The organism is Nonomuraea sp. GTA35 (assembly GCF_041950525.1).
Lineage (GTDB): Bacteria > Actinomycetota > Actinomycetes > Streptosporangiales > Streptosporangiaceae > Nonomuraea.
In genome coordinates this window covers 1-21,994 of the sequence record NZ_JBGNUV010000006.1, presented here as the reverse complement: position 1 = coordinate 21,994, position 21,994 = coordinate 1, and the positions used below count along the sequence as shown (strand labels likewise).

The window sequence follows — 21,994 nt, the reverse complement described above, 5'->3', positions numbered from 1 at the left end:
CCTCACCCTGGCTCACCGGAGAACGTGGCTGATCTCCGTTGACGAGCTGGTGAGGACGAGTGCGCACTGAGAGGAACGATGTGGCTGAGGCCAATGACGCCCTGCTGAGTCATCTTGAGGGATTCTTCCGAGGGCATCGGGTTGACTCTCTTCCTGGAGTCGCCGGCCCTGTTGAGGAGCGAATCCCGGGCTTCCGGATCTTCCGTATTGGGCCGGGGCCGAAGTTCAGAGGCTGGACCTACGTGAGCTCAGGATGCGCTGATATCACATTGCGCGACGGACACGGCCTGGAGTTCGTCCTCACCGCGCAGACCGACGACTGGCAGCACCTTGAATCGATGACCATGGTCGCCTACTACCACGCTGGTCCTCCTCATCAGCGCCTCGATCACGGCCATGTCGTCCCGATAGGCCGACCGTGGGTTGCCGACTCGGCGTGTGACCGGTACCTGATCAGCCTTCCTTACCCATTCGGTCCGGACTTCGAAGTCTGCGGGTGGGATGGCGGTCACGCTCGGATTCTCTGGCTTTTGCCGATCACTGCGGCGGAACGCGACCTACTCGTGAACGCCGGTCTGGAAGCGTTGGAAGCGCTCTTCGATGAGAAGGAGATCGACTACATCGATCCTCACCGGTCGTCGGTCATCTGAAAGGGGCGTACGCGATGGTATGACGGCCGCAAGCTTTCAGGTCCGTCGCGATTACCTTGCCAGTGGTCTCTCCGGAGTCGGTCAAGGCGAGTCGCGCAATATACGTGCAATGATCTTGGCGCCGAGGGTGGACCGACGAGGCGACGTCGCAGGTCAAGACCTAGATGCGGGCGACAACGGTCACGCGCTGTAAACCCGTCGGCATTCGGATGGCGGAGACCTGAGAGGGCTACCAAGATCCGGACCATATGCGGAACGATCTTCGCGTACCCGCAGCACACAAGGCTCATCCTCTGAGGTCAGAGCCACATGCTCACTCTTACTGTCGCTCCACTTCTAATCCGACGGTCGCAGGTTCGAATCCTGCAGGGCGCGCTTTGATCATGTCCTGACCTGCGGCTTTGCGGGATCGGACCCGTTCTAGAATTTTCGTCTAGTGGTTGCGTGCTCCATACGTGCTCGCCCGCACCAACCGCGCACACACCATGATCCATTCGCCACCGCCGACTGCTGCGGCAAGAGCGGCGGCCCCGCCTCGCCGCGAGCAGGCGGCGAATGCGGGGCCGGATGCTTAATCCGACTGTCAGCTCCTCAGCGAGATGACTTTCCCAGGCGCGGTCTGGTCTTCCTTGCCGAACAGCAGCGCGGCGGTCTTCTCGGCCGCGGCCGTGGCGACCTGCGGGTAGACGGAGGTGTAGGTGTCGGCGGTGAATGCGCTGGAGGTGTGTCCCAGGGTTTCCTGGACCACCTTCATCTCCACCCCGGCCGCCAGCATCAGCGAGGCCGCCCCATGGCGAAGATCGTGGAGCCGGATGGGTGGCAGGCCGGCGAGGTAGGCCAGCCAGAGGAACTGGTCGGAAACGTACTGGGGATGCAGCCGGTTGCCGTCGGGCTGGGTGAAGACGAACCCAGTGTCTGTCCATGCGTCGCCCATGGCCAGGCGTTCCTGGAGTTGCTGCTGCCGGTGAGCACGCAGCACCCGGGCGGTGTCGGTGTCCAGGGCGATGGTCCGCACCGAGGCGTCGGTCTTCGGGGTGCCCTCACGAACGTCCCAGGCCAGCTGCACGAGCTGCCAGTTCACGGTCAGGGTGTGGCCGTCGAGGTCGATCTCCTTCCAGCGCAGCCCGCAGGCCTCGCCTCGGCGCAGCCCGCGCAGCGCGATCAGCTGGTACAGGGCGAACAGGCGGTGGCGCTTGGCTTCTTCGAGGAACAGGCGGGTCTGGGCGGGCGTCCACACCATCACCGAGGACGGTCGCGGCACGCTGGTGTAGGCGTCGATGGGATCGACCCGCCGCCCGCCTCGTCGCTGCTTCTCCCTCTCCCGGTAGGTGCGGTAGTCGGTCTGCCAGGCGCGGACGCGGTCGTCGGTCCACACCAGTGGCTTGGGCCGGGTGTAGGCGGCCATCTCCAAGACGGCGGCGGGGTTGAAGTCGATGAGCCGGTCTTGGCGCATGGCCATGTTGAGTGCGTGCCGGAGGGTGGCACGGATGCGGTGCATGGTGGCGATGCTGATCGGCCGCCGATATTTGACGCTCTGACGCACCGCTGGGTCGGGGTCGGTGCGGCGTTCGGCGATGGTGTCGTTGAACTCCTCGATCTGTTCAAACATCAACGCGATGTCGCTGACCTTGAGCTGATCCAACCGGAGCCGTCCCAGGTAGGGGGTGAGGTAGAGGCGGATGTGGCCTTCGTAGGAGCGGCGGGTGGTTTCCTCGATCTTCCGCTTGCGGTTGAGGAACTCGTTCAGCCACTGTCCGACGGTGATCTCCTGGGTGAGATGCTGCCCGGTCTTGATCTTGCGGCGGATCGTGTCCGCGTCCGGGAGGGTGTCGGTCTCGGCCAGGGTGCGTTTGATCAGGTCGGCGATTTGGGTGCGGGTGGCGGGTTCGCGCGGGTCGGCCAGCGCGAGCAGGTCACGCACGCGGCTGAGTTCGTCCTTGGCGGCGTCCTGGGTGGCGAAGCCGCCGCGGCGCAGCGGCCCGCGCCGCTTGCCGTCGGGTCCGGATGGGAGTTCGATCTGGTAGTTCCAGATGCCGTGGCGGTGGCTCCATCCGCCGTCGGCGCGGCGCAGTTTGGGGCATTGCTGTCCGATTGCCTTGCCGTTGGCGTCGCGGCAGGAGCAGCGTTTGAAGGTGCGTCCTTCAGCCATGGTGGTGCCTGTCCCCGTTCTCTTGGTGCTGTTGGTCGGGGCCGGTGTGGTGGTGAGCAGGGCGGAGTGGCGCTGAGCCCCGGAAGCGGCCGGTGAAGGGACTGATCGCCCTGTTCGACGGGCGTGCCTTAGGCAGTCCTGTTCCGGACACGCATGCCGCGCTTTCCTGTTCAGCCATGGCCCCGGTGGTGGCTGGCTACGGGCCACGGCGGTCCTGTCGCCCGTGTCACCGTCTGTACGGCGTGGAGCGCCGAAGGCCGCCGCGTTCCCGCCCGGCACGGCCGATGCCACGGGCGTGATCGGGCGAGCACGCCCGTGGTCGTCACCCCGCCGCATCGATGGCCGTGCCGGACAGGGCGTATCGACGCCCACCTGGATAGCGTTGGTCAAGGCCGAATCCGACGGGCAACGCCGGACCGGGGTGCCGGCGGTCTCCGCACGGCGCCGCCGCCGGCTCTGCCCTCGTCGCTTCAAGGCGCCACAGAGCAAGGACGGCTCTCGCCGTAGGACCGCTCCCACGCGCGCGAGCGAGATGAGAAGCCGTTCGAGGGCGCCGGCCTGGAATGACCGTGCAGTCGCTGTCGGCCCGATGATGCGCTTCGATCGGCAGATGAGTGCCGTCGGTCGTGCTGAACGTTATGGTCCGCGGTTCGCGTAGTGCAGCGGATGATGTGGTTCGGTGGTGTTGCGGTGTCGTGCGGTGAGATCATGTCGGTGTGGCCCGATCACCTGGACCACCTGATCCCTGTCACCTTTATAAATACCTGCGATCAGGCCCGGATCCAGACCGCGGGCGAAGTAAAGGTTTGACCAGGATTATCGGACAAAGCATCCGTATCCGGTGCGCACTCCCCGTCCTCGGCTGGCGGTTGCCTGCTTTGAGTCGGTGGGTGAACGGCCATGGCGGCCAGCAGGGTGCGTGCGACGGTCATTGGGAAGTTAGCGCGCCTGCGGATTGAAGTCGGTAGCTTTATTATCCCATGCTGCCAATCTATATCTGGATGTACCACTACAGCCACCAATGTCGTATCTGGAGATGCATCAAACACCGAGGCCACGGAGTCGACGTGCAGGTCCTGCCCGACCCGGCCAGGCGGCTCGTATGGTCTCGCCTATGCTGCCGGTGCCACGCATGACCTGACCGCGGCACGCGCCGTCGGCCTGATCGAGGTGCTGACCGCCGCAGGGGTGAAGACCCTCGCCGACGGGGGATTTCAGGCGCGGATGACAGCACCGGCATGCCGTTCAAAGGCCATTGGCTGCGACTGCTGTCGCGCCATCAGCGCTCTGCCAACCGTGCACATGCGCGCATTCGCGCCTGCGAGGAGGTTCCTCCTCAGCCGGCGAAGTGAGTGATTGGCGCGGCTCTACGTCAATGACGTGCCGACAGCGTCGCACGGACACTAGGTTGGGCGCTCAGGATCCCTCCCGCGGAGCCGGGTCCTCACGTATGAGAAGAAGGGGATGCGGTGGCCTACAACTTGGAGCAACTGGGCCCTACGGGGTTTCAGGATCTTGCGGCTGCGCTAACCCTGCAGATCTTCGGGCCAGGTGTTCAGGTGATGGGCACAGGCCGTGATGGTGGGCGCGATCTGTACCACAAGGGTCTCCTCATCTGGCAGGAGACCGAAGGCCAAGCTGGTGAGGCCTGGGACGGATACACAGTTTTTCAGGTCAAGCACAAGGAGCGTCTGTCCGGGCGTCCCGAGGACGATGCGACCTGGCTGTGGACGCAGGTTCGCAAGGAGTTGGACGCTTGGGCCAACCCCGCGAAGCGCAGAAACCCGGTCCCTGACTTCTTAGTGATCATTACGAACATCGCTTTGACGCCGGTGCCTGCAGCCGGTGGTCATGATTGGCTGAACACCCAAATCCAGCGCTACATCTCCAGCCTCGAAGATGACAGTCGTGATGTGGGGTCCGGGGAGGAGCGAAGGGCTAAGTTCGCCCGGATCTCTCGCGTACGCAAGTGGCGCCTGTGGGACGGCAACCAAATCCAGAGCCTTCTGGCGTTGTATCCCAGCATACGCCAAGCATTCCCCGGATTCCTGACCGCTGCTGACGTCTTCGCCAACCTCAACGAGTTCACCGGGTCTCTGCCCGTTGGGAAATTAGAACCAGGGCTGCGAGCGCACGCGAGAACCACATTGATGGGCGAAGGCACCATCTACTTCGACGAGGCTGGCAGCGGCGACGGAAGTGGCCTGCCCGTGCACCGAGTTGTTATCGACCTGCCGGTCACGCTCGATAATGGTGCCAAACACGGCAGCGTCATCCAGCATGTGCTCGACCGCGGGGAGCACATGCTGCGCCCCAGCCTGACCGCTCACCGTGGCCCACGCCATCTCATCGTCGCAGGCGCCCCGGGGAATGGGAAGACGACCATTTCCAAGTTCTTGGTGCAGGCATACCGAGCTACGATGCTTGCTGGCGCCAGTGACCTCAGTACGGAACATCGAGACGTGATCGCTGGCGTAGGAGAAGCACTCCAGCGCTTTCGCAGAGCGTTGCCTCGACATCGCCGCTGGGCCATGCGTATCGACCTTGCTGAATACGCCCATGAACATGGGTTCGAGGAAGATTCCACACTGATCCGCTATATTGCCGAACGCGTTTCCAAGCGCTCCAACCTTGGTACCATCACGCCCACCACGCTAATGTTATGGATGAGACGCTGGCCCTGGTTCCTGGTCCTCGACGGGCTCGACGAGGTCACCGATCCAACCGTGCGCAAGCGACTTATTGAGCGCGTCACCGAGCTGGTCACCAACGCCGAGGCCGATGATTGCGATCTGCTGGTCGTACTCACTACTCGGCCTATCGGCTACACAGAGAACATCGCGCCCACACAGTTCGAGCGTATTGATCTGGACTACCTTGAGCCCGGCCAAGCCATCCACTACGGCACATTGGTGACCAAGGTGTGGCTTCGCAACGACTTGGACCGAATCGACAGAGTCGTTCGGCAGCTAAAAAATGCTGCCGAGGATGAGTCGCTGCGAAACCTGCTGCGCACCCCACTGCAGGTCCTCATCATGTCGATCATCGTTGGTTCGTCCGGCCGCCTCGCGCCCGACAGGTTCAGCCTGTTCTGGGGCTACTACGAAACCGTCTTCCGGCGCGAACGTGACAAACAGACCAGCTTCAACAGGATCCTGCAAGATCACGGCCATCAGATCCTGCAACTCCACGAGCGAATCGGATTCGAGCTCCAGGCTCGCAGTGAGGCTGGTGATCGATCCAACGCCACCCTCACCCATCGGGAGCTTATGGATTTCACCTGGGCGGTATTGGAAGATGCCGGCTTCAAACCGTCGGGAGCCGACGCCGAGCTGCGGGCGAACATCGTTGCTGCTGCCACTCGGCGCCTTGTGCTCATCGCCCCGCGCGGTGACGAGGGCTACGGCTTCGACGTACGCTCACTGCAAGAACTCATGGCGGCAATGCACCTAACCACCGGCACCCCAGCCGCTGTGACGAAACGCCTGCGGATGGCGGCCCCAAGCCCTCACTGGCGTAATACGTGGATATTCGCCGCTGGCCGGTTGTTTTCCACTCCCCAAAGTCATCAGCACGAGACGCTGGTCGACCTCGTAGAGTCCATCGATGAGGGTGCCTGTAACCGGCTCGGCGACCTTATGCCTATCGGGCCGAGACTGGCGCTCGATCTCATCGATGACGGGATGGCGCGCGCGTTGCCCAAGTGGCGTGACCGGCTCATCGCTTGCGGTCTGCGAGTGTTGTACGAACCGACGCCTCCAGATCTCTTCCTGATCACTCGTGTTCTCTTGCGTTTCGCCGACACCGGTGAGCAACAGCGTAAGGCCGTCGCGGAAGGATTGCGCGATGCCCTCGGCGGACCACTAACCGCACGAGCAACCGCGCAGACGCTTCAAAGTTGGATACCCGACGTGGCCGAGGAGATTCGTGCTCGTTCGCAGATTCGCGGGCTGGCGAAGGTGCTCAAGCGGCCCGGCGACCACTTGCCACCATCACCACCAGACGGCTGGGCCGACTTTGCTGACGAGATCGCGACCCACCCCATGTCTGTAGACGTGTTCGACAAAGTGACGAAGGCTGTACAGGCGACTCGCCAGATCAGAGAGCGGGGGTGGAATGAACAGGAAGATGATGAGATGGTGGTTGACCAGCACGAGTTGATAGCCATTGTGGCCGCCCTCGCGGATGACCAGGGAGCACGGGCCCTGAGCGCGGCCCTGCAGCATGTCGTGGCCCATGAGCCGACCCTTGTCAGCATGCTTCGCGATAACGTTCTGCCCGTGATCCACCGTGCTGCGGTCGGCGATCTTCTGCGCTAATTATGTATTTGGGCGTCCTCTCGTAGTCGATCCGGCTGAGCTGGCTGAGTCGGGTCGGCGCCTGACCGTGTTTTAGAGCGGTTCCAGTGGAAGTCGCCGTCGTCGATCTCGGCGGCGGAGCCACGGCGCTCGGGTTCGTGCTGATGAGCGGGCTGCTCATCTTCCTCGCGGTCACTCCGGTCGTCGGCGTGCTGGCTGGCCATCATCGTGGCCTGCCAGCTCGTTTGCGGCGCGGCGCAGCTCGGCGCGGCCGTGCTGGTGCTATCCGGGAGGGCGACGGTGTGGGCGCTGGCCGGGCTGGCGGTGGTTGCAGGTGCGGCGGGTGCGTTCTTCCAACCGGCCGCCAAGGGTCTGGTCGTCCAGCTCGTCCCGGCGGGGCCGATGCTGGTGCAGGCCAACGCGCTGCTGCAGATCTGCTTCAACGTGGTCGCGATCGCCGGGCCGGGGCTGGCCGGTCTGGTGATCGCCGCGAGCAGCCCCGGTGTCATCCTCGCCTGGGACGCGCTCACGTTCCTGGTCTCAGCCCGCGGTGTTCGCCACGCTGCGTCTACCGCCGGTGGCCCGGCAGGAGCGGCGGCGGTTTCTGGCCGATCTGGTGGAGGGGCGGGCGGCCTTCGCCGGGCGCCGCTGGCTGTGGCTGCTGACCGGGTTGAGCAAACCTTCCGCGAGCGGTGAGGACGGACGTGTGACGAACGAGACGCGGAAAGTCGTCAACGGCCGAGTCTGTGCCGCCGAGGGTGGCGAGATCGCGGCATCGCTCTATGCGCTGACGTCCACGCTCCCAGCCGGGAACGGGTGGACCCCGCCCGGGGGCGAATGAGGAACCCAAGCGGGGCCACGCCAGAGATGTTAATCGGGAGTCCGCGGGCTCTGGCCGGGATGAACTGGGGTGAGCCAGGCGACCAGAGCCCTCTGCGCCGGCTCCTCCTCCTAGGTCACACCCATGTGATCTCAGACTTGTCTGCTCCGTATCACGCAGGGTCGCCTTAGGTGTCGAGGTGCTGGCGGCCATGCCAGAGATGCTGCGTACTCGGTGGCCGGGATGGACGTGGTGTGAGCCAAACGGCCAGGGCTCCAGCCTCGGCGGGAAGGTTACTGGGTGTTCTACGGCCCTATGCTGCGATGCGGGTCGGCCGAGACGGGAACAGAACGCGAATCGGCCGGGGTCTGTCGGTGCGCGGGAGGGCCAGGCGTGGGCGTGTCTCGTCCCTGGATCGTGCCTCTCCGAGCAAAATCGCGGGCAGCTCAAGCGGCTCCGTGCATGGCCTTGGCCTCGGCTTCTTGCAAGACGCCGCCGGCCCAGATCCACGGGCCGTGCTTCTGGCCGTAGGGCACGGGGGCAAGCCCGTCGAACCTTCCGGTCTTCGCCGCACTCTGGAACGCCCTGTACGCCACCTCGGTGGTGAAGAGGCGCTGAGTGGCCTTGCCCACTGCCCGGTCCACGATCTCGATGGTGATCTGGTCGCCATCACGATGCGGACGGAAGAGGTCTTCCATGACCTCGGCCTTCCAGTCCACCCAGCATCTGGCGCTCATCAGAATCACGCGGTCGGGGGCCGTCAGGTCGCAGATATGGACCATCGTGGTCTTGCCGACTCGGCGAACGGCCAGGGCGGAATCGAGGCTGGGTGGTGTGCTGGGCTCTGTCATGGTCGATCTCCGTAACCGGGTATGAGGGCGGATATGCTCTCGGGCTGGTCGGCCGGTACCTGGTAAGGCTCGGCCTGCGAAGAGGGGACGAACACGTAGTAGAGGCCGCCGTCCTTGCTCACGGCGACCGTGGCCACCACGCCCCCAGTTCCGCCGATCTCCAGCAAGCCCAGGCTCTGGGGCAGCCCGGGATGACCGAAGCCCAGTTGAAGGCGGATGAGCTGGAGGGCGAGGAAGGGGATCTTCCGCTCGCGTAGCACCACGGCAGCCAGCCCTAGCAGGTCCGATCGAGAGTCTTCCTCGGCGGGGAGTCGAAGATCTTCGATCGTGCGGACTCTTGCTGGTCCTGGCTGTCCCGGCGGCATGGCAACGACCGTAGGAGCCTCGCCAGAGCGGGGGCTAGGAGATTTCCCGAGATTGCAGCAGTCGCCGTGCCGCGTCTATCTCCGCTCGTGCGGCCTCGCCGTAGACGGCTTGGGACTGCAGCAGCTTGAAGATCCGCAGGTACGTCTCGATCTCGCTGGGGCGCTTGGTCCGGTAGCCGCCGGTCCAGTGCTCGCTGCGAACCAGCGATTCGTCATAGACGTAGAACCCTTCCCCCGGCCAGATGGTTCGCAGTCGGCCCAGAGGGATGATGCCCAGTGCCACGTTGGCGAAGCCGGCTGCACGTTCGATGTAGTCGAGTTGATCCAACATCACCGCGAGGCCGCCGCGTTGGGCGTAGAGCGCCCCGGCCTCGATGACCAGGGAGAACATGCACGTGCCGGACTCAAGGACGCGCAGGCGGTTGAGCCGTCCTTCGACGGCTTGGTCGATGTCGTCGGTCAGCCCGTGGAAACGGGAGACATCTTCGATGACGGCCCGCGTGTATCCCGGCCTCTGCAGGAAGCCGGGGATGGTCTGAGGCTCGTAGGCGCGGATCAGCTTGGTGTGTTCGTAGAGCGGTTTGATGCGCTCGCTCTGCTGCTTGAGCCCGGCCCGCAGCGCTTGCCGGTGTTCCTCCCACATCTCGTCGATCTGCCGGTGCGCGGCTATCAACTCGGGGATCTGGTCCTCTGCATCGCAGGCACGGCACCAGATGCGTATGTCGTCTTCGGTGGGATTCTGCCGCCCCAGCTCGATCCGGGAGATCTTGGAGTCGCGCATCCCGGATCGAGCTGAGAGCTGACGGCCGTTGAGGTTGGCGTCCAGCCGCAGGCCGCGAAGTCGCTGCCCAAACGCCTTGCGGGCGGCTTGTACTTGGTCTTGTTCGGACAAGGGCACACTGCTGTCAGGCGGGCCGGTAGTCGCGGTGCGGGATGGCCAGATCCCACAGAGCCGAGAACGCGTCAGCGCACTGCTTGACGATGGCGGGGTCTCGGTAGAGCTGGATCTCGGCGCGCTTGTCCGCTCCGTCGAAGACGTTGAACACGACCGCTTCACCGTCGAGCAGCCAGAAGTCGTTGCCCGGCAGGCTCAACGTTGAGGTCAGCCGTCGCGGCACCCATCGCAGGTCTTCGCCGGCCTCGACCTTGAGGCCGTTCGTTGCCTCGAAGCACCACCGTTGGTAGGCCGAGAGCGGTTCCGACACCACGCACACGCGACGGTACGTCTTGCCCTCGGCAACTCCGGCCCCGACCCGGTCGCACCATGGCTTGAGGACGCGGGGGACTTCTTCCCGGTCACCTGCCTGCCAGTTGGCGAACAGGTCGGCGTCGATGCCGTAATTGTCTCGCATCTCGACGTGGAGAGCTTCCCGGCTGATGCCGTTGACCAGGTCAGCCCGTTCCTTCGGGGAGATCAACTCCATAGTGCTCCCTCACGTACTTCCGGACGAACACGTTCACGGTGCGCTCGGAGAGTTCCCCGAACGTCTCGTCTTCCCCTAGGCCGACGAGCTGTGCCCCTACCCGGGGGCCTCGCTTCTTGACCTGGACGAGCCACGACCCTCGATCTGTCCGGTAGAACGTCTCGCACTCGTTGTCCTGGTTGGAATCGGGGTCCTTGCAGTAGAAGGCTAGAGAGAGATCGTCTCCGTCACCGTAGGATTGCACGAGATTTCGCCCTCCTGGTGGACGCCGTGAGCCCCAAGGGTCACGCGATGGACTGGCAGGGTCAAGGTCTGGCTGGTCACGCCACGGCCCCGTAGAGCGCCGGATGCAAGTCGTGCCCTCGGACCACGGGGGAGAGGCGGCCCTTCGGTACGCCGCTTGCTGGCGCTGGCCCTTGCGGAGCTTCATCGAAGTTGTGCTTCGTGCCGTTCCTGGGAGGCTAGGTCGCGGGTGCCGTAGTGAGGGCTGGCGGGACGATTCTGACTTCCCACTCACCCTTCACGGCGTGCAGTTGTGGCCGAAGCTGGTTGAGGCCGGGCTCGCCCAGGTTGCGCCACTGGCGTGCCCATCCTGCGAGCAGGTCGGCGGCGCTGTTGTCCCCGGCGGCCACCTGGTGGTGCGCCTCGTGCTGGGTGATCAGGGCGATGCCGGTGGGGGTGGCCGCGCCGATGCGCCACAGTGGTTCGCCGAGGGCCGCGGTGGTCAGTTCCTTCGGCCGGAGGGCCAGAAGGTAGGTGTAGAAATCCGCCGCATTGTGCTGGTCGGTCAGCGGACCTGGCTCCTGGCGACTGTCGCTGATCAGGCGGTGAAGGAGGTCCTGCCCGCTCGTGGTGTCACTGCTCCGCAGCCAGGTGGCCGACATCCACCACGGACGACCGTCATCGTCATGGGTCAGGGCGTCCACACGATGGGGTGGAATGATCCACTGCTCGACGGTGTGCGGGGTCGCCTCGACGAACCCGGCCCGCAGGAGACGATCGGCGGTGAGCGCTCGGTCGTGCTCGCCGCGGCGGGCGCGGATGACGAGGAACGTCTTGGCCAGATCGGTGACCGAGATCGGGGTGACGATGACCGCGCCGGGCAACGTCTGGCGCGTCCACGCTGCCGGGATGTGTTCTACGGTGGCCCAGGCAATGATGCCATCGACTGGCGCGGTGACGGGCACGCTGGCGGCTCCGTTGTCCGTGAGCAGCGTGACGTTCGTGCGCCCGTCGGCGCGGAGCCGCTGTTCGGCTCGGCGGGTGAGGCTGGGGTCGATGTCGAGGGACGTGATGTGGCCCTGCTCGCCAACCAGATGGGACAGCAGGGCTGTGGAGTAGCCCGAGCCGGTGCCGATTTCCAGGATCCGTTGGCCCGGAGCCGGCTGGAGCAGGTCCAGCATGGTAGCGATGATCTCGGGCGCGGAGGTCTGCGGCAGCTTGGACCCGTCGGCCTGGAGTGTGTAGTGCTCCTCGGTGACGTGGTTCAGAGCGTGCTGGACGGCTGAGCTGATGGTCATCGGGTTCGCGAAGGTCACGAGGCGGTCCTCCTTGGTGGTGGTTGGTCAGATGCGGAGTAGCAGGTGGTAGGGCCGGTCAGGTTGGCGCGGCTCGCCGATGGCTTTCCCGGCAGTCTCGATCCAGGCGTGCACGGCGTAAGGCTGCATGCGAGCCCCCAAGCACACATGCACACGTCGGCCACGGATGGCGGCGGTGAGCATGGCGGCCAGCGCGTTCTCCAGGCAGGCGGCCCTGCCTGGCATCCATCCTCCCGCCCAGCGGGCCGCGTCGGCGGCGATTTCCGCCTCCAGCGGGGTGGCGGCGCGGCGGCAGCACCGGCTCACCACGGTGATCACTTTGGTCAGGTACGGGAGGGACAGGCGCACGAGGACGGCGGCGAGCACGTGCGCCGTCAGCGCGGACACGCGGTCGACGGCGGTGAGGCGCTGCTGGATCGGCGGCAACACCATGTGGCTGGTCATCGGGAGTCCTCCAACAGGCCCTGTTCGATCAGCAAGGCGAGGTGGGCGTGGGCATGCTCGCGTGCCGTCGCATCATCGACGGCGAACCGGGCGACCACGGCGGATGTCGCGCGATCGAGTGGTTCGCCGTCGCTGGCGCTGGTGACGGCGGCCCAGATAACGGCGGCTGCCGGGTTGAGGCCGTAGAAGAGCCCCGCGCGGGTATCCAGCAGGACGGCTCCCTCATCGGTGATGTGGGTGCAACGGACGCCCTCACGGGCGTGTAGGACAGGCATGATCGAGCTTTCGGGGGGTGGGCATGGATGAGACAGGGGACCACAGTGGAGCGCGGGGCCGCTCCAGCGAGCGAAGCCACACCTCGGCGGCCAGCACGTCGCACATGGCCGCCACCGGCCCGTTTGCCCCGTGAAGCAGGAGGTCGAGGGCCTTTCGGGTGGGAGCGGCTTGCAACAGGCCGAGGTCGGCCAGCCGGGAGGAGTCCAGCAGTTCCCGCAGGTAGGGGGCGGCATGGCGGAGCCCCGCGTACAGGCAGGCGGTGAAGGAGCCTTTGGTGGTGCGGGCCAGCAGCGCCGGGGGGATCAGTCCGGTCAGCGCGGCGCTGAGCAGCGGCTTGAGGGCGCGGGTGGTGGTCCGCTCGATCACGGGGACCGCCGAGCAGGCCATGATCACCTGGTTGTCGAGGTACGGGGTGTCCACGTCCACGCCGAAACCGGCGGCCATCTGGGCAAACAGTCTGCTACTGGCGCCCGCCTCGTGAACGAGCCGAAGCGCTTCGGCGTCGGCGTCGTACGGTCGGTCGTGTCCCGTATCGGCGAGGCAGGCGAGCTGGCCGGCCAGGTCCAGGCGGGCGTGCCGGTTGGCCCAGGCGGTGGCCGGGCCGGGTGCGCACCAGCGCAGCGCGTCCTCCACTCCGCGCCGGGCAGGCACGTCCCCGCTGCGCAGGTGGCAGACAACGGCGGCCAGGGCCTGCGGGTAGGTGGTGCGGGCCATGTGCAGCGCGGCGCGAATCACGGCGTGGGCGGGGCGGTGCCGCAGGCGTGCCCATGCCGCGCTCTCGCGCACGAACCGTTTCATGGTGGCGGGCCGGGCCAGATCGGCGAGGTAGGCGAGCGGACCGGTCAGCACGCAGTCGCCGCCGTCGCCGGTCATGTGCAGGCCGCCGGCGGCGGGCGCCAGCAGGCTCTGGTCTCGAGCCCAGAACAGGGCGTCTTGTGAGGGCTCATCCAGCAGCGGGGCGTGCTCCAGGCCGGCCAGCGGCAGCGCGTCCGGGCCAGGCGAGAGCACGATGTGGTCCAGGCCGGGTTCCGCGGCCGCACACAGGTGGGCGTAGGCGAGATCGTCCTGGCCTCCGCTGATGGGATCGACATAGGTGATGGCCGGAAGGGGCGTGCTGCGGTGGCGGGCGGCCAGCAGCGCGAGGCTGGAGGAGTCCAGGCCGCCGGACAGGTCGCTGGACAGGCGCTCGGCGCGTGCGGCACGCACGCCGGTCGCGGTCAGTAGCGCGTCCTTGAGTTGCTCGGCTCCCGCCTCGAAGGGCAGGCCGCCGACGGGCAGGCTGATCGGCTGCTGGCGGAGTCCGGAGCCGTCGAGCAGCAGCATGTGGCCGGGCCGCGACCGGCCGATGGCGGCGAAGGCGGACCTGTCTGTGGTGGCCTGTGGGATGTCGGGGGTGAACAGGCGGGCGGCAAGCCATCGCGGGTCGGGGGCGGCGCCGATCAGGTCGACAAGGGGCAGGGGTGAGGAGCTGTAGGCGATGCCTCCTGCCCCTGAGGTGAAGAAGACGGGCCACGCTCCCGCCAGGTCTGGCACTGCCAGGACACCGTCCGGGCCGATCCTGATCGTGACGAAGCTACCTGGCAGTCTGGCCAGGCGCTCCCACACGCCGGTGCGGGCCGCCTGGCGCAGCGCCGTGTGCAGTTCCTCATCGCCGGCCAGGCAAGAGCCGAACACGGCGACCTGCCAGCGTTCGACGGTCAGAGTGCGCAACTGCCAACCCCAGTGGCGTGTCCGCCGGTCCGGCCCGCCGGACCGGCGTTTCACGTGTACCGCGCGGAGATCTCGGCGGCCGCCCTGGCCATCTCCGCGCGGGCCTCGGGCGGCTCCATGACCTCGACGTCGGGGCCGAACTGCAGCAGCTGGCGGACGGCTCCGACCAGCGGGTAGGCCAGCTCGACCCGCGCCCAGCCGTCGCCGCCCGCGACGGGCGTGCCGGTGAAGTAGCCGCCCGCGATGCGGGTGAACATGTCGAGCCGGGCCGCCAGCACCCGGACGGACACGCGTACCTCGTCGTTCCTGTCCTCCACCCGGCGCCGCAGGTCGTCCCAGACCTCCTGGAGCTCCACGCCCTCGCGGCGGCGCGCCTCCGCGGCGGTGACGGTGACGCCCGGCATGCGCTCGGCGCGGAACAGCCGCGGCCGGCCCCGGTGGTCGGCGACGAGGTACCAGACGCCGGCCTTGGCCACCAGCCCGTACGGGTCCACGGTGTAGGTGGCGAGCTCCGTGCTGCCGCTGTGCCGGTAGCGGATGCGCAGCCTGCGGTCGGTGAGCACGGCGGTGTGCAGGGTCTCCAGGTCCGGCTCGGCGAGTGACGGGGCCATCCACCGGTCGGGGTCGACGAGGATGCGCCGGCTGGTCAGCTCGGCCGCCGGGCGGTGCGGGGCGGGCAGGGCGGCCATCACCTTGCGCAGCGCCGAGGACAGCGCCCGGTCCAGCCCGAGCGCCGAGTGCGCGCTGCGGGAGGCCAGCACGAACAGCGCGCGGGCCTCGTCGGTGGTGAGCCCGGTGACGTCGGTGCGGAACCCGGCCAGCAGCCCGACCCCGCCGTGCTTGCCCCGCTCGGCGTAGACGGGCACGCCTGCCGCCGACAGCGCCTCGACGTCGCGGTAGATCGTGCGCGGCGACACCTCCAGCCGCTCGGCGAGCTCCTTGGCCGGGACCAGGTCGCGGTGCTGGAGCAGCAGCACGATCGACAGCAGCCGGTCGAACTTCACGGCCCCAATATATGACGGCGGCTGTCAAGTTATGCCGCCACACTCGGCCCCATGAACGACTTCGACAACGACGTGAAGGTCCTGATCGACCGGGTGGCGGGGCCGGTGCTGCGGCCGGGTGACGAGGGGTACGACGAGGAGCGCACCGGCTTCAACCTCGCCGCGCGGCACGCGCCCGACGTGATCGTCGGCGCCGTGGGGGCGGGCGACGTGCGGGCCGCCGTCGAGTTCGCCGCGGCACGCGGGCTCGCGGTGGCGGTGCAGGGCACCGGGCACGGGATCTCGGTGGCGGCCGAGGGCGGGGTGCTGGTCTCCACGCGGCGCATGACGGACGTGCGGGTGGATCCGGAGGCGCGTACGGCGCGGGTGGGCGCAGGGGCCCGGTGGGGGGACGTGATCGAGCGGGCGGCGCCGTACGGGCTGGCCCCGCTGAACGGGTCGGCGCCGCACGTCGGCGTGCTGGGTTACACCCTCGGCGGCGGGCTCCCCCTGCTCGGCCGCAGCCACGGCTACGCCGCCGACCGGGTGATCGGCATGGACGTGGTGACGGCGGACGGGCGGCTGCGGCACGTCACCCCGGACGGCGAGCCGGACCTGTACTGGGCGCTGCTCGGCGGCAGGGACAACTTCGGGATCGTGACCGGCCTGGAGTTCGGCCTGATGCCGGTGGCCCGGCTCTACGGCGGCGGGCTGTTCTTCGACGCCGCCGAGGTGCCGGGCGTCCTGACGGCCTACCTGCGCTGGACGGGCACCGTGCCGGAGCGGATGAACTCCTCGGTGGCGCTGATCCCGTTCCCCGACGTGCCCGGCGTGCCGGAGGAGCTGCGCGGCAGGCGGGTCCTGCACGTGCGGGTCGCGTTCACGGGGCCGCCGGAGGAGGGCGAGCGGCTGGTCGAGCCGCTGCGCGCGATCGGCCCCAGGCTGATGGAGACGCTGCGCGACCTGCCGTACGCCGAGTGCGCCTCCATCCACGACGACCCGCCGGTGCCCATGCCGTGGACCTCCGACGACGTCCTGCTGGGCGAGCTGGACGACGCGGCGATCCGGACGATCGACGAGCGGATCGGGCAGGGCGACCTGATCGTGGAGCTGCGCCACCTCGGCGGCGCTCTGTCCCGGCCGCCCGCCCATCCGAACGCCGTCGGGCACCGGGACGCGCGTTACCTGCTGGTGGAGCTGCACCCGGGTGCGGAGCCCAGGGCGAAGGAGCTGGTGCGGGCGCTCGCGCCGTGGAGCGTGGGCCGCTTCCTGAACCTCATGGGGCACGGGGAGGACGCGGGGCCCGAGCAGGTGCGCAGCGCCTACGACTCGGCCGACCTGGAGCGCCTGACCGCGCTCAAGGCCGTGTACGACCCCCGCGGCACCTTCGGGATCACCTACCGGCTGCTGTGAGGACGGCCGCCGTCACGGGCGTGTGCAGGCTCCAGCCGAGGGCCAAGTACAGCGCCTGATAAGGCCCCCCGCTCGGGTCCGCGTCACCAGTCTCAAAGAAACAATAAGTAACCGCTGCTACTCTGTGTGGCCGTACGGGGTTGGTGATCTCAGGGAGGCGTCAGGGCCCGACCAGGGCGGTGATCAGTTTGCGCGCTGCTGCTTTGGTCAAACGCCGTAGTGCCTGACCGGTCTTCTCGTCAGTTCCGCGCGGTGCGATCTCGGTTCCGTGGACCACGGTGTTGAACGCGGCATCGAATCGCTCGCGTCCTACCTTGCCGGCCAGGGTGGTGAGGTACTTCAGTTGCTTGTCGGTGGCTGGCTCGGGCGCGGCTTTGGCTGGACGCTCGCGACGCGCCGCAGGGTCGGCACCGGTCCTTTTGCGGTCTTTGGGTGCAGCCTGGGTCCGGTCGATGACATGCACCAACTCGACCCAGCCCGTGCCGGGCTTGCCGGTGACGGCCTTCCAGAGGGCGTCGGTGGTCAGTGCGGATTCGTCGACGTCCTCGGTCAGGCCCGGGCCGGTCAGGGCAACCCAGCCGGTGCCGGAGCGCACCACGGTGAATCCGGCCGGTTCGGCGTGCTCGGTGACCCAGTTCAGGCCGCACCCGCAGTGAGTGTCGTGGTAGCGGCGCCACTTCGAACCGAGGGCCTCGTACACGAGCTTGTCGCCGTAGCGCTGGGTGTCGCGCGTGAATCCCGACATCACCGCAGCGTGCCACGAGCCGGCGACACTTTCGCCCTGCGCGACTGATGCTGTGCCTTGCCCTGGCGCCACCTTGCCGTTCCCGGGAGCACCGCGCCGTGATGCTTGAGCGCCTCACGCGCCGGATCGCCGGGATTTGCGGCTGATCGCGGCTCGGGGGTAGGTGAGGCCGAGGTGGGCGGCCGCGCAGACCTTTCCCGAGGCCGTCGAGCAGGCACACGCCGAGTTCGCCATGCTCCAGGCCAGCGGTCGCCGCTGACCTTCGTGCCCGCCCGATCCCGGTAGGGGTGCCGGCAGGAACCCCGCCAGAGGCCCCACAACTGGGTTGATCTTGCTGTTGAGGTAGCCCGCCAGCGACTCCGCCATCCGGAAGAGGGTGCCTAGGTCCGAAGACCTTACTCTTCGGCTACCCAAGACTAGTAACTTTTTGTAGTTTAATTACTACCAACAGTAGCATCGCGGGGTGAGGCTCGCCTTTGAGGTTCGCGCCGCGCCGTACCGTGCTGCGCCGCAAAACCGCCAGGGAACGCGTCGAAGACATCCGAAGAACCTGATCATCCCCACCGGCAAGCGCAAAGGCGAGAACCCGTCCCTGGCCAGCATCTACCGGCATGCCCAAGCCGAGTATGAGAAGACGCAGCCCTACCCCGAGGCCATCGAGCAGGCACACGCCGAGCCCGGGTACGGCACCGAGCCGGGCCCACCACCGACGACATCAGAACGCCAGAAAGTCACACGTCCGCCGCTGAGCACGCCGACGGGAAGCCAGACTTACTGGCGTTTTCGTGTCGCGACGCACTGACGCTCTCGTGTCGTCGCCACTGATATCACGTGTCGCAGGCCACTGACATTCTCAGGTCGCTTGGCAATTACAGAGAGCTACTTTGGGGCCGGTCGCGCGGACCCGCGTGGGGGGCCAGGAAGGCGGAGATGCCGGTGCGGGTTAGGTAATCGGGCAGGGGCGACGGCTTCGCTCTGGAGGAACGCTGTGATGGCGGCGGCGCGCTCGTTGTTGTCGTGGAGGCCATTCCACATGCGGCTCCAATGCCGGGCATGTATTGGGCACCGGTGGTCAGGAGCTACTCAGGTGCCGAGCGAAGAATCGGATCGAGCTGTCGATTTCGAAAGACGGGATTCGGAAGTGGCCGCCGGGGTTAGCGTGCAGGGTTTTCTCGGCGGAGCCGAGTGCGTCGAACAGCTTCATGACCGAGTCCCGCGGTTGGCCTTCATCGTCCCACTGCAGTACAAACTCGACTGGGATCGTGATCCGGGCCGCGATGTCTATGAGCCAGTTGTTTCCGACGAGGCCCAAGACCGCCGCTGTGATCCGAGGTTCGGCCGCGACGAGGCGGATGCCCATCTCGCCGCCCTGGGACAGGCCGTAGTATCCGACGGGCTGGCTGTCGCCGACGGAATCCAGTTTCTGGAGCGCGTCGAGTGTGGTCTGCCAGTCGGGGATGAGCTGCGCCGCCACGGTTTCGTTGAGGGCGGGCCACTCCGGGCAGGACCGGACGGGCGCGCCCGCGGCCTCTTGTTCCTGGATGAGTGCGACGAGCCGCCGGATTTCCGGGTGTTCCGGCCTGTCGCCGGTCCCTGGGGCGTCGATCGCGGCGACCGCGAAGCCGCAGGAGGTGACGTAGGGGAAGGCCCGGGAGACGACCTCCCATCCCTTCTTGTGCTGGCCGCCGCCATGTCCGATCAAGACTAGTGGGCGGGGACCGGAGCCCTCGGCGGGCGTCCAGAGCACCCCAGGTATGTCTCCGATGGTGAAGAGTTGCTCGTGGATGCCGTCGGTGCACGTTTCCGAGGTGATGCGCATGGCGGTATTAGACCGGCATTCCCGCTGACGCGCGAGTCGATTATCTGCCCGTCATTAACCCGCTGCTAGGAAGTACATCCGAGAGTCATTGGCCCACATGATGTACGTGATAACTGTCTATTATCACGTACATGAGCGATCATGACGGCGCGGCGACCAGGACAACCCTCCGCCGGGACGGTGCACGACTCCGGCACGTTATCCGGTACATCATGTCGAACGTCGCCCGGCGGCCCGCATGAGCACCGCGCCGAAGATCACCGCCCTTCGCGGTGAAGGCGTCACCCTCGCCGCGGCCGCCGACGCTTTCCTGGCCACCCCGCGCACCGCCAACCCCAACACCCACCGCGCCTACGCCTCGGCCATCGACCGCACCATAGAACGGCTCGGTCGCGACCGGCCGCTCGCCGAGGTCGCCGACGCCGAGATCGGCGCCGCGCTCACCGAGCTGTGGGGCCGATGCGCGCCGGCGACCTGGAACCGCAACCGCGCCGCCATCACCTCCTGGCTGACCTGGTGCCAGACCAAGAAGCACTGGGCCGCCCCGTCGGTCCCGGCCGAACACCAGGGCCGCGGTATCGATGAGGTTGGCCAGCAGCCGCACCGTTTGCGGGGTGATGCGCTGTTCGGTCTCACCGGGCTGCTCCTTCACCTCGGGGTGGGCCAGCAGGAACAGGTGCCGCTGCTGTTCGTCGTTCAGCAACAGGGCACGGGCGATAGCGGCCAGGACGGCACGGGAGGCAGTGCGGACGCGGCCTTGTTCCAGACGGCTGTAGTAGTCGGTGCTGATCCCGGCGAGCTGGGCCACCTCCTCCCGCCGCAGACCGGGGACCCGGCGGGGATAGGCCGGTTCGGGCAGGCCATGGTCGGCGGCGGCGACCGCGGCGCGCCGGGCGGACAGGAAGTCGGCCAGCGGTCCGCGCGGGGAAGAGATCCGGGCGCCGTCCATGTCCGGCCATGATGGCACTCCTGCTGCCAAACTTCCGGGGAAAATCATTCCCTGGAACCCCGGGTCCTTCCTGCTCAGCGCGCTATCGGTGAGGGTGGTGAGCAGAGGGAGGCCGACCCTGCAGACGTTGGAGGGGGGCTGCGGGGCCGGCTCCCCTCTGCCATGGAACCGGAACCGAGGCCCTCTTCCTTCAGCTCATGCCCATCGGCGGTGCTCCGGTGTGTGACTTGGATCGCTTGAGGTCGTGATTCTTGGATCGGTATTTGTCGTCGGGATCCACCGTAGTGATCGCCGAGAACCGGGGCGGATATGAGCGACTACCATCCAGGTGCCGGCCACGCGACGGGGCCTCAGCGGCGGGGCGGGGCGAGGTGCTCGGTGACCTTGCCGATGGCCTCCGGGCCTGGTTTGACGTAGCGCATGGCGGTGCGGGGGTTCTTGTGCCGGGTCTTGCCCATGATGAGCTGCAGCGGGACTTCGGCCTCGCCCAGATGGGTGGCGGCGGAGTGGCGTAGCTGGTGCAGATCGAGTCCGGCGTACTTCTCCAGCAGGATGCGGGCGCGGTCGTAGCCGAGGCGGGCGCGGCCGGTGTGCGGGCAGATGTCGCCCGCGGCCGGGCGGCGGGCCGGGACGGGGCGCCGTTCGGACAGGAACAGCGGCCCGTGCGTGCGCGTGCTGCCGCCGGGGAGGCGGAGGAGCCGGGGCAGCAGGTGGGCAGTGCCACTGTCCCAGTAGACCCACTCGGTCGCGCCGCCCTTGGAGCGGACGGGGGCGCGGCGGTGCTCCAGGTCGAGGTCCTCGACGTTGAGCGCCAGGATCTCGGCTGCTCTGGCCGCCGTTTCATAGAGCACGCGCCACAGCGCCCGCTCACGCAGCGGGATGTCACGGCGCGACAGCAGCCGGTGGATCGTGGTCTTGGCGACCGCGCGGGTCTCGTCGGCGCTCTCCTTGCGGCGTTCGGCGTCGGCCGGGACCGACGGGGCGGCCCAGTGCTTTTTGGTCTGGCACCAGGCGAGCCAGGAGATGGCGGCGCGGTTGCGGTTCCAGGTCGCCGGCGCGCATCGGCCCCACAGCTCGGTGAGGGCGGTGCCGATCTCGGTGTCGGCGACCTCGGCGAGCGGCCGGTCGCGGCCAAGGAGGGTGGTGACGCGGTCGATGGCCGAGACGTAGGCGCGGTGGGTGTGGGGATTGGCGGTGCGCGGGGTGGCCAGAAAGGCGACGGCGGCCGCGGCGAGCGTGACGTGCCCGCCGCGAAGGGCGGTGATCTTCGGCGCGGCGCTCATACCGCCCGCCGAGTGGCGGGCGCTGCGCCGACCTGGGCGATGTACCGGATAACGTGCCCGAGTCGCGCACCCTCCCGGCGAGGGGTTGTCCTGGTCGGCGCGCCGCCATGATCGCTCATGTACGGGATAACCAGCCATTATCGCGTACATGAGCACTGTTGGAGAACAGAGCGCTCTTCTAGCCACCGGGGCGCCGCAGTGAGTTAACGATCTTGGGGTCGGGGCGTGTGGGCGTTCTCACGCCCCACACACTTACCGAGGAATCCCGTCAGGTGAT

Annotated in this window: 20 protein-coding genes; 5 read left to right on the top strand and 15 right to left on the bottom strand. The window is 67.3% G+C overall.

Annotation, left to right across the window (positions count from 1 at the left end; all coding sequences use genetic code 11):
• The first annotated feature begins 80 nt into the window (after window positions 1-80).
• A complete protein-coding gene (locus tag ACBJ32_RS26580; RefSeq protein ID WP_375129019.1) occupies window positions 81-650 on the top strand; it encodes a suppressor of fused domain protein in 570 nt (189 codons plus the stop codon).
• A 583-nt stretch (window positions 651-1,233) separates the two neighbouring features.
• Here the strand turns inward: ACBJ32_RS26580 and ACBJ32_RS26575 are convergent.
• Window positions 1,234-3,189 carry a tyrosine-type recombinase/integrase gene (locus tag ACBJ32_RS26575; protein ID WP_375129018.1) on the bottom strand — a complete coding sequence of 652 codons (1,956 nt, stop codon included), beginning with the start codon at window positions 3,187-3,189 and terminating at the stop codon, window positions 1,234-1,236.
• A gap of 1,079 nt (window positions 3,190-4,268) precedes the next feature.
• Here ACBJ32_RS26575 and ACBJ32_RS26570 point away from each other — a divergent pair.
• Together ACBJ32_RS26570 and ACBJ32_RS26565 are read left to right on the top strand one after the other, a co-directional pair.
• On the top strand, window positions 4,269-7,118 hold the full coding sequence (locus ACBJ32_RS26570; RefSeq protein WP_375129017.1) for an NACHT domain-containing protein: 2,850 nt from the start codon (window positions 4,269-4,271) through the stop codon (window positions 7,116-7,118).
• Between the two features lie 207 nt (window positions 7,119-7,325).
• Entirely contained in the window at window positions 7,326-7,793 is a 468-nt protein-coding gene (locus ACBJ32_RS26565) for a hypothetical protein (protein WP_375129016.1), read from the top strand.
• 570 nt (window positions 7,794-8,363) lie between these two features.
• On the opposite strand, the gene ACBJ32_RS26560 is transcribed toward ACBJ32_RS26565, so the two are convergent.
• The 10 genes from ACBJ32_RS26560 to ACBJ32_RS26515 form a co-directional block, all read right to left on the bottom strand.
• Window positions 8,364-8,768 carry a hypothetical protein gene (locus ACBJ32_RS26560; protein WP_375129015.1) on the bottom strand — a complete coding sequence of 135 codons (405 nt, stop codon included), beginning with the start codon at window positions 8,766-8,768 and terminating at the stop codon, window positions 8,364-8,366.
• Window positions 8,765-9,133, bottom strand: a complete 369-nt coding sequence (locus ACBJ32_RS26555) for a hypothetical protein (RefSeq protein WP_375129014.1) — start codon at window positions 9,131-9,133, stop codon at window positions 8,765-8,767. The genes ACBJ32_RS26560 and ACBJ32_RS26555 overlap by 4 nt, the downstream gene beginning before the upstream one ends.
• 34 nt (window positions 9,134-9,167) lie before the next feature.
• Window positions 9,168-10,025 (bottom strand): helix-turn-helix domain-containing protein, encoded by an 858-nt coding sequence (locus ACBJ32_RS26550; RefSeq protein WP_375129013.1) that lies wholly within the window; start codon window positions 10,023-10,025, stop codon window positions 9,168-9,170.
• A gap of 13 nt (window positions 10,026-10,038) precedes the next feature.
• Window positions 10,039-10,557 carry a DUF6879 family protein gene (locus tag ACBJ32_RS26545; RefSeq protein WP_375129012.1) on the bottom strand — a complete coding sequence of 173 codons (519 nt, stop codon included), beginning with the start codon at window positions 10,555-10,557 and terminating at the stop codon, window positions 10,039-10,041.
• Entirely contained in the window at window positions 10,526-10,801 is a 276-nt protein-coding gene (locus ACBJ32_RS26540) for a hypothetical protein (RefSeq protein WP_375129011.1), read from the bottom strand. Before ACBJ32_RS26540 ends, ACBJ32_RS26545 begins: the two co-directional genes overlap by 32 nt.
• A 217-nt stretch (window positions 10,802-11,018) precedes the next feature.
• Window positions 11,019-12,095 (bottom strand): protein-L-isoaspartate O-methyltransferase, encoded by a 1,077-nt coding sequence (locus ACBJ32_RS26535; protein WP_375129010.1) that lies wholly within the window; start codon window positions 12,093-12,095, stop codon window positions 11,019-11,021.
• A gap of 27 nt (window positions 12,096-12,122) precedes the next feature.
• A complete protein-coding gene (locus tag ACBJ32_RS26530) occupies window positions 12,123-12,539 on the bottom strand; it encodes a lasso peptide biosynthesis B2 protein (protein WP_375129009.1) in 417 nt (138 codons plus the stop codon).
• Complete coding sequence (locus ACBJ32_RS26525; RefSeq protein ID WP_375129008.1) at window positions 12,536-12,814, bottom strand: PqqD family peptide modification chaperone; 279 nt, start codon at window positions 12,812-12,814, stop codon at window positions 12,536-12,538. The genes ACBJ32_RS26530 and ACBJ32_RS26525 overlap by 4 nt, the downstream gene beginning before the upstream one ends.
• Window positions 12,792-14,525 carry an albusnodin/ikarugamycin family macrolactam cyclase gene (locus tag ACBJ32_RS26520; RefSeq protein WP_375129007.1) on the bottom strand — a complete coding sequence of 578 codons (1,734 nt, stop codon included), beginning with the start codon at window positions 14,523-14,525 and terminating at the stop codon, window positions 12,792-12,794. Before ACBJ32_RS26520 ends, ACBJ32_RS26525 begins: the two co-directional genes overlap by 23 nt.
• A gap of 50 nt (window positions 14,526-14,575) precedes the next feature.
• Window positions 14,576-15,529, bottom strand: coding sequence for a helix-turn-helix transcriptional regulator (locus ACBJ32_RS26515; RefSeq protein ID WP_375129006.1), 954 nt, complete (start codon window positions 15,527-15,529; stop codon window positions 14,576-14,578).
• A 51-nt stretch (window positions 15,530-15,580) separates the two neighbouring features.
• On the opposite strand from ACBJ32_RS26515, the gene ACBJ32_RS26510 reads away from it, so the two are divergent.
• A complete protein-coding gene (locus ACBJ32_RS26510) occupies window positions 15,581-16,921 on the top strand; it encodes an FAD-binding oxidoreductase (RefSeq protein WP_375129005.1) in 1,341 nt (446 codons plus the stop codon).
• Window positions 16,922-17,081: 160 nt separating this feature from the next.
• On the opposite strand, the gene ACBJ32_RS26505 is transcribed toward ACBJ32_RS26510, so the two are convergent.
• Complete coding sequence (locus ACBJ32_RS26505; protein WP_375129004.1) at window positions 17,082-17,666, bottom strand: hypothetical protein; 585 nt, start codon at window positions 17,664-17,666, stop codon at window positions 17,082-17,084.
• 463 nt (window positions 17,667-18,129) lie between these two features.
• Between ACBJ32_RS26505 and ACBJ32_RS26500 the strand changes: the two genes are divergently transcribed.
• Complete coding sequence (locus tag ACBJ32_RS26500; RefSeq protein WP_375129003.1) at window positions 18,130-18,468, top strand: hypothetical protein; 339 nt, start codon at window positions 18,130-18,132, stop codon at window positions 18,466-18,468.
• 270 nt (window positions 18,469-18,738) lie between these two features.
• On the opposite strand, the gene ACBJ32_RS26495 is transcribed toward ACBJ32_RS26500, so the two are convergent.
• From ACBJ32_RS26495 to ACBJ32_RS26485, 3 genes are all read right to left on the bottom strand, one after another.
• Window positions 18,739-19,485: a dienelactone hydrolase family protein gene (locus ACBJ32_RS26495; RefSeq protein WP_375129002.1), complete on the bottom strand. Its 747-nt coding sequence runs from the start codon at window positions 19,483-19,485 to the stop codon at window positions 18,739-18,741.
• A gap of 139 nt (window positions 19,486-19,624) precedes the next feature.
• A complete protein-coding gene (locus ACBJ32_RS26490; protein WP_375129001.1) occupies window positions 19,625-20,434 on the bottom strand; it encodes a helix-turn-helix domain-containing protein in 810 nt (269 codons plus the stop codon).
• A 350-nt stretch (window positions 20,435-20,784) separates the two neighbouring features.
• Complete coding sequence (locus tag ACBJ32_RS26485; protein ID WP_375129000.1) at window positions 20,785-21,717, bottom strand: tyrosine-type recombinase/integrase; 933 nt, start codon at window positions 21,715-21,717, stop codon at window positions 20,785-20,787.
• Between the last annotated feature and the right edge of the window lie 277 nt (window positions 21,718-21,994).